At 68.8% G+C, this 13529-nt stretch carries 15 protein-coding genes; 8 read left to right on the top strand and 7 right to left on the bottom strand.

From position 1 onward, the window contains the following. Positions 1-187 precede the first annotated feature (187 nt). Positions 188-1543, top strand: a complete 1356-nt coding sequence (locus L3Q65_RS26190; protein ID WP_237596919.1) for an NAD-dependent succinate-semialdehyde dehydrogenase — start codon at positions 188-190, stop codon at positions 1541-1543. Positions 1544-1545: 2 nt separating this feature from the next. Here the strand turns inward: L3Q65_RS26190 and L3Q65_RS26185 are convergent, their stop codons facing one another. The 3 genes from L3Q65_RS26185 to L3Q65_RS26175 all read right to left on the bottom strand — a co-directional run bounded on the left by L3Q65_RS26185 (position 1546) and on the right by L3Q65_RS26175 (position 3439). Continuing rightward, entirely contained in the window at positions 1546-2139 is a 594-nt protein-coding gene (locus tag L3Q65_RS26185) for a TetR/AcrR family transcriptional regulator (RefSeq protein ID WP_182891267.1), read from the bottom strand. Positions 2140-2143: 4 nt separating this feature from the next. Beyond that, positions 2144-3010, bottom strand: coding sequence for an alpha/beta fold hydrolase (locus L3Q65_RS26180; protein WP_182891268.1), 867 nt, complete (start codon positions 3008-3010; stop codon positions 2144-2146). A gap of 72 nt (positions 3011-3082) precedes the next feature. Beyond that, complete coding sequence (locus L3Q65_RS26175) at positions 3083-3439, bottom strand: helix-turn-helix domain-containing protein (protein ID WP_237596918.1); 357 nt, start codon at positions 3437-3439, stop codon at positions 3083-3085. A gap of 82 nt (positions 3440-3521) precedes the next feature. Here L3Q65_RS26175 and L3Q65_RS26170 point away from each other — a divergent pair, with 82 nt between their 5' ends. Continuing rightward, entirely contained in the window at positions 3522-4361 is an 840-nt protein-coding gene (locus tag L3Q65_RS26170) for an NAD(P)H-binding protein (protein ID WP_182891270.1), read from the top strand. A 3-nt stretch (positions 4362-4364) separates the two neighbouring features. Here L3Q65_RS26170 and L3Q65_RS26165 read toward each other — a convergent pair whose 3' ends face one another. Then, positions 4365-4769, bottom strand: a complete 405-nt coding sequence (locus L3Q65_RS26165) for a Fur family transcriptional regulator (protein ID WP_051172835.1) — start codon at positions 4767-4769, stop codon at positions 4365-4367. Between the two features lie 117 nt (positions 4770-4886). Here L3Q65_RS26165 and L3Q65_RS26160 point away from each other — a divergent pair, with 117 nt between their 5' ends. Further along, positions 4887-5309, top strand: a complete 423-nt coding sequence (locus tag L3Q65_RS26160; RefSeq protein ID WP_182891271.1) for a Fur family transcriptional regulator — start codon at positions 4887-4889, stop codon at positions 5307-5309. Here the strand turns inward: L3Q65_RS26160 and L3Q65_RS26155 are convergent. The 3 genes from L3Q65_RS26155 to L3Q65_RS26145 all read right to left on the bottom strand — a co-directional run bounded on the left by L3Q65_RS26155 (position 5306) and on the right by L3Q65_RS26145 (position 10058). Next, positions 5306-6907 carry a DUF885 domain-containing protein gene (locus tag L3Q65_RS26155; protein ID WP_182891272.1) on the bottom strand — a complete coding sequence of 534 codons (1602 nt, stop codon included), beginning with the start codon at positions 6905-6907 and terminating at the stop codon, positions 5306-5308. The two genes, L3Q65_RS26160 and L3Q65_RS26155, sit on opposite strands and share 4 nt — an antisense overlap. A gap of 119 nt (positions 6908-7026) precedes the next feature. Continuing rightward, positions 7027-8475 (bottom strand): argininosuccinate synthase, encoded by a 1449-nt coding sequence (argG, locus tag L3Q65_RS26150; protein ID WP_182891273.1) that lies wholly within the window; start codon positions 8473-8475, stop codon positions 7027-7029. 491 nt (positions 8476-8966) lie between these two features. Next, positions 8967-10058, bottom strand: coding sequence for a glycosyltransferase (locus L3Q65_RS26145; RefSeq protein WP_237596917.1), 1092 nt, complete (start codon positions 10056-10058; stop codon positions 8967-8969). A gap of 104 nt (positions 10059-10162) precedes the next feature. Between L3Q65_RS26145 and L3Q65_RS26140 the strand changes: the two genes are divergently transcribed. The 5 genes from L3Q65_RS26140 to L3Q65_RS26120 are packed head-to-tail and all read left to right on the top strand — an operon-like array spanning position 10163 to position 13237. Beyond that, complete coding sequence (locus L3Q65_RS26140; protein ID WP_182891275.1) at positions 10163-10450, top strand: hypothetical protein; 288 nt, start codon at positions 10163-10165, stop codon at positions 10448-10450. After that, a complete protein-coding gene (locus L3Q65_RS26135) occupies positions 10447-11373 on the top strand; it encodes an FAD:protein FMN transferase (protein WP_237596916.1) in 927 nt (308 codons plus the stop codon). The genes L3Q65_RS26140 and L3Q65_RS26135 overlap by 4 nt, the downstream gene beginning before the upstream one ends. Beyond that, the gene (locus tag L3Q65_RS26130; RefSeq protein WP_237596915.1) at positions 11370-11933 is read left to right on the top strand and encodes a ferric reductase-like transmembrane domain-containing protein; all 564 of its coding nucleotides are present in this window, start codon (positions 11370-11372) and stop codon (positions 11931-11933) included. Before L3Q65_RS26135 ends, L3Q65_RS26130 begins: the two co-directional genes overlap by 4 nt. Positions 11934-11936: 3 nt before the next feature. Next, on the top strand, positions 11937-13043 hold the full coding sequence (locus tag L3Q65_RS26125; RefSeq protein WP_237596914.1) for an NADH-ubiquinone oxidoreductase-F iron-sulfur binding region domain-containing protein: 1107 nt from the start codon (positions 11937-11939) through the stop codon (positions 13041-13043). Beyond that, on the top strand, positions 13040-13237 hold the full coding sequence (locus L3Q65_RS26120) for a ferredoxin (protein ID WP_237596913.1): 198 nt from the start codon (positions 13040-13042) through the stop codon (positions 13235-13237). The genes L3Q65_RS26125 and L3Q65_RS26120 overlap by 4 nt, the downstream gene beginning before the upstream one ends. Positions 13238-13529: the final 292 nt, after the last annotated feature.

The following is a 13529-nucleotide window of genomic DNA, read 5'->3' as shown; positions in this document are numbered from 1 at the left end:
GAGCCACGGCACGACCGACGAGCCCGCGGTGGGGTGGAGCGCGGGCGGAGGGGGTGGGGAGATTTGTGGTCTAGACCATACTCGACCGCCCGCGCTCGGTCAAGAATCGGCTACCCTGCGTTATCTATACACGGGATACTGTATGCAATAGGATGTTGCCGAGGATGCCGACCGCAGGGAGACCGCGATGTACACGGTGACCGACCCAGTCACGGGCCAGCTGATCGAGGAAATCGAGAACGCGACCGACGAGGAGGTTCGCGCGGCGATTGAGCGCGTTGGCCACGGATATCGCAGTTGGCGGGCTCGTTCGGTAGCGGAACGAGCAGGGATCGTCGCCCGTGCCGCGGACCTGTTCGAGCAGCGTGCCGACGAGCTGGCCGCGATCATGACCTTGGAGATGGGCAAGCGGATCAATGAGGGCCGCGGCGAGGTCGGGATCGTCGTGGACATCTTCCGTTACTACGCGGAACAAGGCCCGGGCCTGATCGCCGACCAGCCGCTCCCGATCCGCGGCGGCTCCGCGGTGATCCGCAAGGAACCGATCGGCGCGCTGCTGGGCGTGATGCCGTGGAACTTCCCGTGCTATCAGGTGGCCCGGTTTGTCGCGCCGAATCTGGTTCTGGGCAATACGATTCTGCTCAAGCACGCGTCGATTTGCCCGCGTTCAGCGCTGGCGATAGAGAAGATTCTGCATGAAGCGGGCGTACCGGACGATGTGTACGTGAACACCTTCGCGTCCAGCCGGCAGGTGCCGATGATACTCGCTGATCCGCGCATTCAAGGCGTTTCCCTGACGGGCAGCGAACAAGCTGGCATCTCCGTGGCGGCCGAAGCGGGCCGGAACCTGAAGCGATGCGTGCTGGAGCTAGGCGGCGCGGACCCGTTGCTGGTGCTCGACACGGCGGATCTGGACGAAACAGTGCGCGCTGTCGCGACCGCGCGGATGCGTAACTGCGGGCAGTCCTGTAACGCGCCTAAGCGGATTATTGTCCAATCTGACCTTTATGAGGAATTCGTGGACCGCTTCACCAAGCGGGTCGCGGACTATTACGTCCCCGGGGATCCGGCTGACCCGTCGGCGAAGCTGCCTCCACTGGCTTCCGTCGCCGCTGCGGACGAGGTCGCCGGCCAGGTGGCCCGCGCGGTGGAGCAGGGCGCGACCTTGCGGACGGGCGGGCGTCGCGGTGAGGGTGCGTATCTGGAGGCGACGGTCCTGACTGAGGTCACACCGGAGATGGACGCTTACCGGGAGGAGATCTTCGGGCCGGTGGCGATCTTGTTCCAGGCCGAATCGGATGATCATGCTATTGAGATCGCCAATGACTCGCCGTTCGGTTTGGGTGCGGCCGTGTTCGGCACCGATCCGGTTCGGTTGCGCCGGGCCGCGGATCGGCTGGAGGCGGGAATGGTGTATTTCAACAAATCCGGTGGGTCGCAGGCGGATTTGCCGTTCGGCGGGATCAAGCGGTCGGGGATGGGGCGGGAGTTGGGGCCGTCGGGGATCGCGGAGTTCATGAACCAGAAGTCGATCCGGCTCTGACCCTAAGAAGCCCGCAACAACCCGCTCAACCACCCGGCGAACACCTGCTGCACATCCCCTCGCATCCGGTCCGGGTCGTCCGCGTTGGCGATCATCCGCGCCGCCTCCATCACCGCGGCCAAGACCAGTTGCGCCAAAGCATCCACCGGGGTGTCGACGATCAACCCGGCATCCCGCGCAGCCGCCAGGTTTTCCGCGACCAGCCCCAAGCCGTACTCGGCCTCGAGGTCGCGCCAGGCGTCCCAGCCCAGCACGGCGGGGGCGTCGGTCAGCGAGATCCGCCGGACGTCCGGCCGCAGGCAAGCGTCCAGGAACACTCCCAGCGCGGACGAAAGGCCGGAAAGCGGGTCCGCTGCGCCGTCGAGGACTTCCGAGACCTCGGCGGTCAGCTCGCGTTCCAGCACTTCGACGACGGCCCGGAAGAGGCCCTGTTTGTCGCCGAAGTGGTGGTACAGCGCGCCCCGTGTGACGCCTGCCGTGCGAGTGATTTCTTCAGCAGGCACGTCGTGGTAGCCGCGTGCGCCGAAGAGGTCTCGGGCGGCCTTGATCAGTGCGGCTCGCGTCGCGTCGGAGCGTTCTTGCTGGGTACGTCGCACGCACCTAATCTGCCATGGCGGCGGCGAAGCGCGTGATGTGCCCGGCCAGTGCGTCCGGCTGATCCTCCGAGACGAAGGTGTAGGAGTCCGGGACCTCGACGAGTTCCGCGTCCGGCAGCACCTCCGCCAGGCGGTGCGCGAGGCTGATCGGGAACAGCTTCTCCTCCGGCGGCCAGACCAGCAGCACTGGACGCTTGAACTGCCTCAGTTTCTCCGCCGCGGCGAGGGTGTGGTTCGAGTCGACGGTGCGCAGGAACTTGCGCAAATCCCTTCGCAGACCAGGGGATTTCCGCAGCTTGCCCAGGTACTCCTCGGCGACGTCCGGCGGCAGCGGGCGCTTCGTGACCCAGCCGAAGAGCAGCGGCAGCCGGTACAGCGCCTTGATCCGCAGCAACTGGCCGAGCACCGCCATCGAACCCGGAACTCGGGCGATGGCCGGCAGCGGCTGGAAGATCGGCGGGAAGAAGTACTCGAAGCTGTCCGACGGCGTCAGCACGACCCGTCCGACCCGCTCCGGATACCGCGCGAGCAGCAACTGCGTGATGGCGCCGCCGGTGTCGTTGGCGACCAGGATGACGTCTTCCAGGTCCAGCGCGGTGAGGAAGTCGCCGAGGAGCGTGGCGAGGCCGGCGGCGCTGAGGTCAGCGTCCGAGCGCATCGGGACCGGGTGCGCGCCCAGCGGAAGATCTGGGGCCAGGCAACGGAATCCGGCGCCCGCGACGGTCGGGACGACCTTGCGCCACAGCAGGGCGTTGGTGAGTACGCCGTGCACGAAAACGACCGGGCGTCCGCGTCCGCGTTCGAAGTACCGGAGTTCGCCTTGGGGGAGGTTGACGTGCCGGGCGGTGCCCAGTTGTTCGTATGCGCTCATGCCGGCAAAGATACATACATGCAGTCTGTATGTAAATTACCTCTGCGGTAATGGACGGCCTGACCAGGGCGGTTAGCTCAAGCGGCGGGTGATCCGGTCGAACAGGTCGTCCAGCGGTTCGCCGAGGTCTTGGCCGAACTCGGTCAAGCCGTAGGTGACCTGGGGCGGCGTGGTCGGCTCGACCTGCCGCCAGACGAGGCCGTCCTCGACCAGTGCGCGCAGGGACTGGGCGAGCATCTTCTCGCTGTTGCCCCGGATGCTTTCGCGCAGTTCGAAGAACCGGAGTTCCTTGTCCCGCAACGAGATGAGGATCCAGATGCCCCACCGGCTGGTCACGTGGTCGATCACGGCGCGAGCGGGGCAGTCGGTGTGAAACACCTCATAACGCGGTGGCGAGCCGGCCGGGGTGAACTGCGCGCTTCCTGTCACGTACCGAGCTTACCGAAAGGTACGTCCTTACCAGGAGTAAGCGAATCGCCCTAGCGTCGGCCGTCTGCGAAAGGAGCTGTTCATGATCGTGGTGACCGGGGCGACCGGAAACATCGGCAGGCCGTTGGTGCGGGCGCTCGTCGACGCGGGCGAGCAGGTGACGGCGGTGTCGCGACGGGTCGGCGAGGTGCCGGACGGGGTCCGGCACGTGGTGGCCGACCTGGCGGATCCGCCGAGTCTCGAACCCGCGCTGACCGGGGCGAAAGCGTTGTTCCTGCTGCTGTCCGGCGATCTGCACGCGGTCGGCGCGAACCCCGCCGACCTCATCGCGAAGGCCGTGGACGCTGGGGTCCGCCGGGTCGTCCTGCTCTCCACCCTGGGCGTGGCGACCAGGCCGTTCGGCACGACGCGGATCGCCATGCGCGAACTCGAAGACGTACTGCGCGAGTCTGGCCTGGACTGGGTCATCCTGCGGCCGGGCGGGTTCGACTCCAACGCGCTGTGGTGGGCGGAATCCGTTCGTGCACAGGGCATGGTCGCCGCGCCGTTCGGCGACACCGGGGTGCCGATCGTCGATCCGGCGGACATCGGCGAGGTCGCCGCGGCTTGCCTGCGGGACGACCGGCACGTCGGCGGCGTGTACGAGCTGACCGGGCCGGAGGTGATCACTCCGCGCCGGCAAACGGAGGCGCTGGCCGCCGCGCTGGGCAAGCCGGTGCGGTTCCAGGAGCTGACCCGCGCCGAGGCCAAGGCGGGGATGGTCCAGAGCATGCCGGGCGAACTCGCCGACGACACCTTGGACATCCTCAGTTCGCCGACCCCGGCCGAACTGCGCGTCAGCCCGGACGTCGAGCGGGTTCTCGGCCGCGCGCCGCGGTCGTTCGCCGACTGGGCGGCCCGCAATGTCGCCGCGTTCCGCTGAGACCTACTCAGCCGAAGCCGGATCGCAGCGCGAGCACAGGCCGGACACCGCTTCCTCGGCGGATTCCGTTGGCGCGCCGGGGATCGCCTCCAGCCTGCCGCATTGGCGGCACAGCAGGTGACGGTGGTCGAAACCGGAAAGCTCGTAGCGTTGCGCGACGCCGACGTGGTCGAAGCGGTGGACGAGACCGGCGGTGACGCCGGTGGTCAGCACGTCGTGGACGCCCCTCGTGGACGCCATCGACAGCCGTTCGCGGACCAGCGGCAGCAGTTCCGCGACGGTGACGTGCGGGTTTTCGGCCAGTACTTCCAGCACGACCTGCCGGGCGGTCGTCACGCGCAGGCCGGCGCGCCGGAGCCGGGTTCCGGCGTCGGCGCTGGACGGGATGGGTGCGGAGGTCGTGAGCACGCCTCCTTTGTAGTCCCTAAAGTTGATCCAGTCAATTGTAAGAACGGGTCAACTCTGGGACTGTGAGCCACTGCACGCCAGAATTGATTCGGTCAAGTCTGGGGGTACGATCCGGCCATGGACGAGTTCGGGACACGCCTGCGCGACAAGGGCCTGCGCAACACGCCGCAGCGGCGTGCGGTGCTGGCCGCGGTCGCGCGGACCCCGCACGTCACGGCCGCGGAGATCGCGACAGTGCTCGACGCCGACGGGGCCGTCGGCGCGTTGTCCAGGCAGGGCCTTTACAACGTGCTCGACGACCTCGTCGGCGCCCGGCTGCTGCGCCCGCTCGAACCGGCGGGCTCGCCCGCGCGGTTCGAACTCGAAACCCACGACAACCACCACCACCTGGTCTGCCGCGGCTGCGGCCGGATCCAGGACGTGCCGTGCGCGATCGGAGCCGCGCCGTGCCTCGACCCCGGTCCGGTGCCCGGTTTCCGGGTGGACCAGGCGGAGGTCACGTGGTGGGGGATGTGCGCCGAGTGCGAGGCCAAGGCTTAACGCAGCGCGTCCTCCAGTGCCGCGAGCCCGACCGGGCCGACGGCGAGCGCGTCCGCGTGCCACTGGCGCAACGTGAATCCGGGTTTTGCGGCGGCTTCGGCACGCGCCTGAAGCCACGCGCGTTCGCCGATCTTGTACGAGATCGCTTGGCTCGGCCAGCCGAGATAGCGCACGATTTCGGCGTGCACCCGGTGTTCCGCGGCCAATCCGCGCTCATGCAGGAACCGGCGCGCGGCGTCGAAGTCCCAGCGGGAACCGTCCGGCAGCGGCAGGTCGAGGTGCGAGCCGAGGTCGATCACGACGCGCGCGGCCCGCAGCGCCGAACCGGCGAGCATGCCGAGCCGCGTGCCGCGTTCGGAGAACCAGCCCAGTTCGTCGGCGAGGCGTTCGGCGTACAGCGCCCAGCCTTCCGCGTGCCCGCTCACTGAATGGACGCGTGCGTACCGGCTCACCGAGTCGCCGGCCAGCCCCGCGACGCCGATCTGCAGATGGTGTCCGGGAACGCCTTCGTGGAACACCGTGGTCAGCTCGGACCAGGTCGCGAAGCGCTCCCGTCCGCCCAGCGGCCACCACGTGCGGCCGGGACGAGTGCCGTCTTCGGCGGGCCCGGTGTAGTACGGCGAACCTGACGCCGAGCCGTACGCGAGCACGACGTCCAAGGCGCGCAACGGTTCCGGGATGTCGAAGTGCTCGCTCGCCGCTTCCAGCGAACGGTCGTGAGCGGCGCGCAGCCAGTCCAAATAGGACTCTTCGCCGTTGACCGCGCACTCTTTGTCCAGCAGTGCGAGGACTTCCGCTACGCTCGCGCCGGGCTGGATTTTCGCGACCTCGGCGGCGATTTCCGTTTCGATGCGCTGAAGTTCCGCCCAGCCCCATTCGTAAGCCTCGGCGAGATCGAGATCCGCGCCGAGGGAAAGCCGGGCCGCGACGGCGTAGCGTTCCGCGCCGACGCCATCGGTTTCGGTGGCGTGCGGGGCGTATTCCTCGCGCAGGAACCGGGCGAGCGCCGCGTAACCGCGATGGGCGGCGTCCGCACCGGCGCGCAGTTCGTCGGCCTGCGGTCCGTCGCCGTACTCCTCGACGAGTGCATTGTGGACACCGGCGTAGCGCTCGGCCTGCGCCGCGGTCTCCAGCGCCTGCCGGCGGGCCGCGCGCAGGCCGCGGTCGAGACCGGCCTGCAGCGTCTTCTGCCAGCCCGCGAGCATCGTTTCGACGCCGGTCATCCGGACCGCGAGGACGTGCCAGTCGTCCGCGTCGCGGCGCGGCAGCAGCCGGACCGAATCGGCGATCGAGCTCAGCGTGCCGAAATGTGCCTGTACCTGGCGGAACGGCTCGTCGAGCTCGTGCCAGGCCAGTTCGGCCTCGAGGCTGTTCCGCAGATGCGCGGACGCGATCCGGTCCGCGCGGGACTCGGGGGTCAGCTTCGCGAGAGCGGCGAGCGTGCGCCGGGCCAGGTCGGCGCGCGCCGCGAAACCGTCCGGGGTGAGGTCGGTGAGCGCGGTCGCGTCGGTGGTCACGCCGTCCAGGGTCGCGGCGATCGGGTCGAGCGCTGCCTCAGCCGTGACGTGGTCGGCGGACAGCTGAAAAATCGGGGTCACGCCGCCACGTTAGCCGGGAGCCGCCGCCTGAATATAGAGACGTTAGCGGGGTTCAGTCGCTGGTATAGAGAGAATGCCCGCGCCGGTGAGCCGGCGCGGGCATCCGCGGGAGAAAAGCCTCAGTCCGTGCCGGATTCCATCGCGGCGCGGTCGAGCAGTTCGACGTCGTCGGCCCGGCCGCGGGACGCGATCGTCTCCGCGCCGCCTTCCGGCATCGCGCCGATCAGGCCGGTCGAGGCCGCCTGCGCGGCGCCGATCAGCTTCGGGTGCGAGTTGCCGCCGACCATGCCGAGGCTCGCGTACTGCTCCAGCTTGGCGCGCGAGTCGGCGATGTCGAGGTTCCGCATGGTCAGCTGGCCGATCCGGTCGACCGGGCCGAACGCGGAGTCCTCGGTGCGCTCCATCGACAGCTTGTCCGGGTGGTAGCTGAACGCCGGGCCGGACGTGTCGAGGATCGAGTAGTCCTCGCCGCGCCGCAGCCGCAGCGTGACCTCGCCGGTGATCGCGGTGCCGACCCAGCGCTGCAGCGATTCGCGCAGCATCATCGCCTGCGGGTCCAGCCAGCGGCCCTCGTACATCAGCCTGCCGAGCCTGCGGCCCTCGTTGTGGTAGCTGGCGATGGTGTCCTCGTTGTGCACCGCGTTGACCAGCCGCTCGTAAGCCGCGTGCAGCAGCGCCATGCCCGGGGCCTCGTAGATGCCGCGGCTCTTGGCCTCGATGATCCGGTTCTCGATCTGGTCGGACATGCCGAGCCCGTGCCGCCCGCCGATCGCGTTGGCCTCCAGCACCAGCTCGACCGAGGTGCCGAACTCCTTGCCGTTGATGCTCACCGGACGGCCCTGCTCGAAGCCGATCGTGACGTCCTCGGTCGCGATCTCGACTTCCGGGTCCCAGAACCGCACGCCCATGATCGGCTCGACGATCTCGATGCCGGTGTCGAGGTGCTCCAGCGACTTCGCCTCGTGCGTGGCGCCCCAGATGTTGGCGTCGGTGGAGTAGGCCTTCTCGGTGCTGTCGCGGTAGGGCAGGTCGTGCGCCTGCAGCCACTCCGACATCTCCTTGCGGCCGCCGAGCTCGCCGACGAACGCCGCGTCGAGCCACGGCTTGTAGATCCGCAGGCCCGGGTTGGCCAGCAGGCCGTAGCGGTAGAACCGCTCGATGTCGTTGCCCTTGTAGGTGGAGCCGTCGCCCCAGATCTGGACGTTGTCCTCCAGCATCGCGCGCACCAGCAGGGTGCCGGTGACCGCGCGGCCGAGCGGGGTGGTGTTGAAGTAGGCCCGGCCGCCGGTGCGGATGTGGAAGGCCCCGCAGGTCAGCGCGGCGAGCCCCTCTTCGACGAGGGCTTCCTTGCAGTCGACCAGCCGCGCGAGCTCCGCCCCGTAGGCGTGCGCGCGGCCGGGGACGGAGGCGATGTCGGGTTCGTCGTACTGGCCGATGTCGGCGGTGTAGGTGCACGGAACCGCACCCTTGTCGCGCATCCACGCCACCGCCACGGACGTGTCGAGGCCGCCGGAGAACGCGATGCCGACCCGCTCGCCGACGGGAAGGGAAGTGAGCACCTTGGACATAGGAATGATTATGCACGACTGTGTATGAACGTGCATCACTGGGTGGTGTGAACTCGCTCTCCCGGGTTCTGCGATGGCTCTTTCACCGCTCTTGCAGCCGCTGCCGCCACCACGCAGCGGCATGCCAGAGGCTGAGGGAACTCGCTGCCGGGTCGGGCAGGGTTCTTCGCCTGAACTCGGCGTCGAGAGGAGCGAGGACTCGACGCAGCTCCGCCCGTGCGCGGAAAGGGAGGGCTCGCAGGGCGAGCTCCAGTTCGTCGCGGGCTTCGACCGGATCGCAGCACGGACAATCGGTCCACGGAACATACAGCCAGCGGCCAGGCTGGCGCAGGAAGCGCTGATACCGGTCGAGTGCCGGGGAAACGCATTCGGCCCACAGATCGCGGGCTTCGGGTTGGGCGGCGCGTATCGCGCCGGGCTTCCTACGAGGCATTGCCCCTTCGGGTCGACGTCATATCGAGAGGATGCCACATTTTCGGTCAGCCAGCTGCTCAGTACGTGCGGCCCTTCCACCCCGTCCGGCGCCGAGCGGAGTCGATCGTCATCAAGGTGTAGAGCGCCGCGGTGAACGGCAGCATCAGCCCCGCGGCCAGGGGTTGCCGGTAATACCGGGCGACCGGGACGAACGTCGCGGCCATCAGCAGCCAGGCGACGGCGGCCTGCCACGAGCCGGTCAGGGCGAGCACCGGCGGGGCGAGGAAAACGACGATCATCCCGACAACAGTCCCGGCCAGCAGCAGCGGCGAATGCCGGAGCTGGGTGTAGGCGCTGCGGGCGACCATCTGCCACAGGTCCGCGAGCCGCGGGTACGGCCGGACACTCCAGACCTTCGACGCGTAGCCCAGCCATATCCGGCCTCCCTGTGGAGACGCCCGCGCGACTGCGCGGGCGAGCGCGACGTCGTCGATGACCGCGCTGCGGATCGCGGCGATTCCGCCGGCGCGTTCGAGCGCTGTGCGGCGGACGAGGACGCAACCGCCGGCCGCGGCGGCGGTGCGCCAGCGCGCGGAGTTCACGCGGCGGAAGGGGTAGAGCATCGCGAAGAAATAGACGAAAGCGGGCACGATCAGCCGTTCCCAGAACGTCTCGGTGCGCAGAACGGCCATTTGCGACACCAAGTCCCTGCCGCTGGTCGCGACGAGAGCTTCCAGCGAATCGGGGGCGTGTGCGATGTCAGCGTCGGTCAGGAGCAGGAAGTCGACGTCTCCGGCTTCGCGGACGCCGTGTGCGACGGCCCAGAGTTTCCCGGTCCAGCCGTCCGGCGGTTCGCCGGGGCTCGTGACGGTGAGCGGGAGTCCATTGGGGACGGTCAGCGAGCGGGCGACTTCCGCGGTGCCGTCGCTGCTTCCGTCGTCCACGAAGATGACTCGCGCGTCGCCCGGATAGCTCTGGCGCAGCAGCGTGGGCAGGGTTTCCGGAAGCAGTCCGGCCTCGTCGCGGGCTGGTACCACGATGGCGACGGACGGCCAGCGCTCCGGCCGGACCAGTTCGGGCAGCCGCTGGTCGGTGCGCCAGAACCAGCTGTGGCACAACGCGAGCCCGGCCCACACCGCCAGCGTCGCCCACGCGAGGACCGTGCTCATGCGCGGAGTGTAGTGACTGGCAGCAAACTGACAGGTCGCTCCCAGCGGACTCATAGATTCGCGGCTGAGACTGGGTGTTCCCACCACCGGAGAGGACACCTGGCATGGACCCGGACATCAGGAGAAGGCAAGAGGAACGGACGCGCGTCCGGCACCGGACCGCGGTCGTCACGGCGGTCGCGGCAGTGCTCGGAGTCGCGGCGGCAGGCGGCATCGGATACGGACTGACCGCGGCCGGCTCGACCGGCGGCACGACGTCGACCGGCAACGGCACCGCCTCGACCGACAGCGGGACTGGATCGAGCACCTCTGGCCAGGACCAGTTGCAGGTGCCCGCGCAGGATCCCGGATCGGGCTCCGGGCACGCCCACACCGGATCGGGCGCGTCGTGACCGGGCCGTACTCGGCGGCGTTTCCGGCGCTCGGCACGACCGCACGGGTGCTCGTCACCGAGGAGGCCGCGCTCGGCCCGGCGACCGAACTGTTGCGGACGCGGCTCGCCGAACTCGATCGGGCATGCAGCCGTTTCCGGACGGATTCGGAAATTTCGGCCCTCCACCGCGCCGCGGGCCGGGAGGTTGAGGTGAGCCCCCTGCTCGCCGACGCGCTGTCGGCCGCTTTGCGGGCTTCGTGGCTGAGCGGCGGTTTGGTCGATCCGACGGTCGGCGGGTCGATGGCAGCACTCGGCTACGACCGCGATTTCGCCGAGATCGCCGACGGCCCCGCTGCGACGCCAGTCCCCGCGCCGGGTTCGCATTGGGTGCTGTTCGAACCGGCCCGCCGAATCGTCGTGCTGCCGCGCGGCGTGCTGCTGGACTTGGGCGCGACCGCGAAAGCGTTCGCCGCGGACCGGACCGCCGCCGAAATCGCCCACCGCACCGGCTGCGGCGTGCTAGTGAACCTCGGCGGCGATCTCGCGGTGGCGGGCCCCGCCCCGGCAGGCGGCTGGAAGGTAGCGATCGGTGACGACCACACCGATTCGGTCGCCCACCCGGACACGACGATCACGCTCGCCAGCGGCGGTTTGGCGACCTCCGGCGTCGCTCGGCGAACCTGGCGACGCGGTGGTCGCGTGGTGCACCACATCGTCGACCCGCGCACCGGCGAATCGGCGGATCCGTGCTGGCGGACGGTATCGGTAGCAGCTGAGTCCTGTGTGGACGCCAACACGGCGAGCACGGCGTCGGTCGTATTGGGCGTTGCCGCGTTGGACTGGCTGAGGTCGCGGGGATTGCCCGCGCGATTGGCGAGTTCGCGCGGCGCTGTCCGGACTACTGCCGGTTGGCCGGAGGATCGCCGGGAGCGTGCGTCATGAGTTCCGCGCTCTGGTACTTCAGCCGCGCCACCGGAATCGTCTCGCTGGTGTTCTCGACGGCCGTGGTGGCACTCGGTTTCCTCAACTCCGGCCGATTCGCGACCCGGCGCTGGCCCCGCTTCGCCCTCGCCGATCTGCACCGGAACCTCGCCCTGGCCAGCCTCGTCTTTTTGGGCGCCCACATCGTTTTCGCGGTCGTCGACGGCTATGTGGACCTCAATTGGCTCTCCGTCGTCGTCCCGTTCGTCTCAAGCTACGAACCGTTCTGGATCGGCATCGGTGCGGTAGCAGTGGATCTGCTGCTCGCCATCGTCGTGACGAGCCTGCTGCGGACTCGCATCCCGCCGCGGTTGTGGCGCGCCGTGCACTGGCTCGCCTACCTGTGCTGGCCGGTCGCGCTCGCGCACAGCGTCGGCCTGGTCGCTTCCGACAGCGCACGCCCGTTGCTCATCGCGCTCGACATCGTTTGCCTGGTCGCTGTTTTGGCTGCCGCGAGCGTGCGGTTCGGCAGTACCAGCCCCGACATCGAGGCCCGCCGCCTCTCTCCCCTTCAGAGGTGACTCGTGCTTCCCTTGCACCGTAACAACCTTGCCGCCCACCTGTCCGTCCACGGCAGACTTCCCGTTCTGGATCGCGACGTCTTGATCCACGCAATCGACGCCGCCGGTATCCGCGGCCGAGGCGGCGCTGGCTTCCCCGCTGCGGCGAAACTGCGCTCTGTCTCACCGGGACGGTCCATTGTGGTCGCGAATGGCTGCGAAAGCGATCCATTCAGCAGCAAAGATCGCGCCCTCCTGGAACTCGCGCCACACCTCGTGCTGGACGGTATCCAGGTCGCCGCTCGTGCCGTCGGCGCTACCGAGGCTTACCTCTGCCTGCACGAGGGAAACCGAAGCGTAATGGCCGCTCTAGCCGAGCGGCGCGACGCCGTGCCGGTGAAGGTCGTTGCAGTCCCGCCGCGATACGTCGCCAGCGAAGAAACCGCGCTAGTGCATTTCCTGGCCACCGGCGATGCTCGTCCGACCGGCAAATTCCCCCGCCCGACCGAACGCGGCCTGCGCGGACGCCCGACGCTGGTCCACAATGTCGAAACCTTGGCCCGCTTCGCGATCGTCGCCCGAACCGGCGCGGACCGCTCTGTCCACACTGACCTGGTCACCGTCACCGGAGCCGTCGCCCGCCCCGGGGTGCTGGAAGTGCCAGCCGACACGCCGATCTCCGCGATCCTCGCCCGCGCCGGCGGATCCGTTACCGCGCGAGCAGTCCTGATCGGCGGCTATGGCGGTACCTGGATGCCTCGCGCCTTGGCCGACCCGTTGCCCCTCGGTCGCGAGCCGGGCTTGTCTTCGCTCCACCTGCTCCCGGAACCGAACTGCGGCCTCGAGCTGACTCGGAATATTCTCTTTGCCCTGGCGGGAGAATCGGCCCGCCAATGTGGACCGTGCATGTTCGGACTCCCGGCCATCGCCGCGGATTTCGCCGACCTGCTGTCCGGAAGGGACGCGACCGGCCGCCTTGCGCACCGCCTCCCGCTCCTCAGTGGACGCGGCGCGTGCGCACACCCGGACGGAGCCGTCCGCCTGGCCGCGAGCGCACTACGAGTCTTCGCCGCCGATGTCCGCGCGCACCTGACGGTTGGCTCGTGCCGGATCACGGCAGGTGCGGCATGAGCCGCCTGACGGTGGACCCGATCGCCTGCCGTGCGCACGGTTTGTGCGCGGACGTGCTGCCGGAGCTGATCACTGTGGACGAATGGGGTTACCCGGTAGTACACGGGGGCCCGGTGCCCGAATCGCTGCTGGCCGAGGCGCGGCGAGCTGCTGCGGCTTGCCCGGCGCTGGCGTTGCGGTTACGGAAATCGTAATAAGCGCAACGCCAACGCCGGATTCAGCTGTGAATCAGCAACGCCACCACGCCGAAATCGCTGCCGCGGAGGCTGCGATCCACGGGGCATATTCGGCGTAGGACGAGGCGAAGTGCATCAACAATGACTCCTAAAAGCGAGACTGGACGGGCTCCCGGCCAGCAACATGGATCTTGCAGCGCCAAGCTATCGTGCCGCACGAAACCCGGAGTCAGCGACTCTACTGAGGGTGGTGTCTGCACTTGATGACAACCCAGCGGAGCGAATCCTCTCGCAGGATCGGGGCTTCATC

Source organism: Amycolatopsis sp. FU40, assembly GCF_021903635.1.
Lineage (GTDB): Bacteria > Actinomycetota > Actinomycetes > Mycobacteriales > Pseudonocardiaceae > Amycolatopsis > Amycolatopsis dendrobii.
Note: the sequence above shows the minus strand (reverse complement) of the source record. Positions and strands in the feature narration are given on the sequence as shown.

Bases quoted from the DNA above. Each gene is read 5' to 3' on its own strand.
- L3Q65_RS26190 (WP_237596919.1), top strand. From the start codon at position 188: ATGTACACGGTGACCGACCCAGTCACGGGCCAGCTGATCGAGGAAATC.
- L3Q65_RS26180 (WP_182891268.1), bottom strand. From the start codon at position 3,010: ATGAGCGCATACGAACAACTGGGCACCGCCCGGCACGTCAACCTCCCC.
- L3Q65_RS26170 (WP_182891270.1), top strand. From the start codon at position 3,522: ATGATCGTGGTGACCGGGGCGACCGGAAACATCGGCAGGCCGTTGGTG.
- L3Q65_RS26160 (WP_182891271.1), top strand. From the start codon at position 4,887: ATGGACGAGTTCGGGACACGCCTGCGCGACAAGGGCCTGCGCAACACG.
- argG (WP_182891273.1), bottom strand. From the start codon at position 8,475: ATGTCCAAGGTGCTCACTTCCCTTCCCGTCGGCGAGCGGGTCGGCATC.
- L3Q65_RS26145 (WP_237596917.1), bottom strand. From the start codon at position 10,058: ATGAGCACGGTCCTCGCGTGGGCGACGCTGGCGGTGTGGGCCGGGCTC.
- L3Q65_RS26140 (WP_182891275.1), top strand. From the start codon at position 10,163: ATGGACCCGGACATCAGGAGAAGGCAAGAGGAACGGACGCGCGTCCGG.
- L3Q65_RS26130 (WP_237596915.1), top strand. From the start codon at position 11,370: ATGAGTTCCGCGCTCTGGTACTTCAGCCGCGCCACCGGAATCGTCTCG.
- L3Q65_RS26120 (WP_237596913.1), top strand. From the start codon at position 13,040: ATGAGCCGCCTGACGGTGGACCCGATCGCCTGCCGTGCGCACGGTTTG.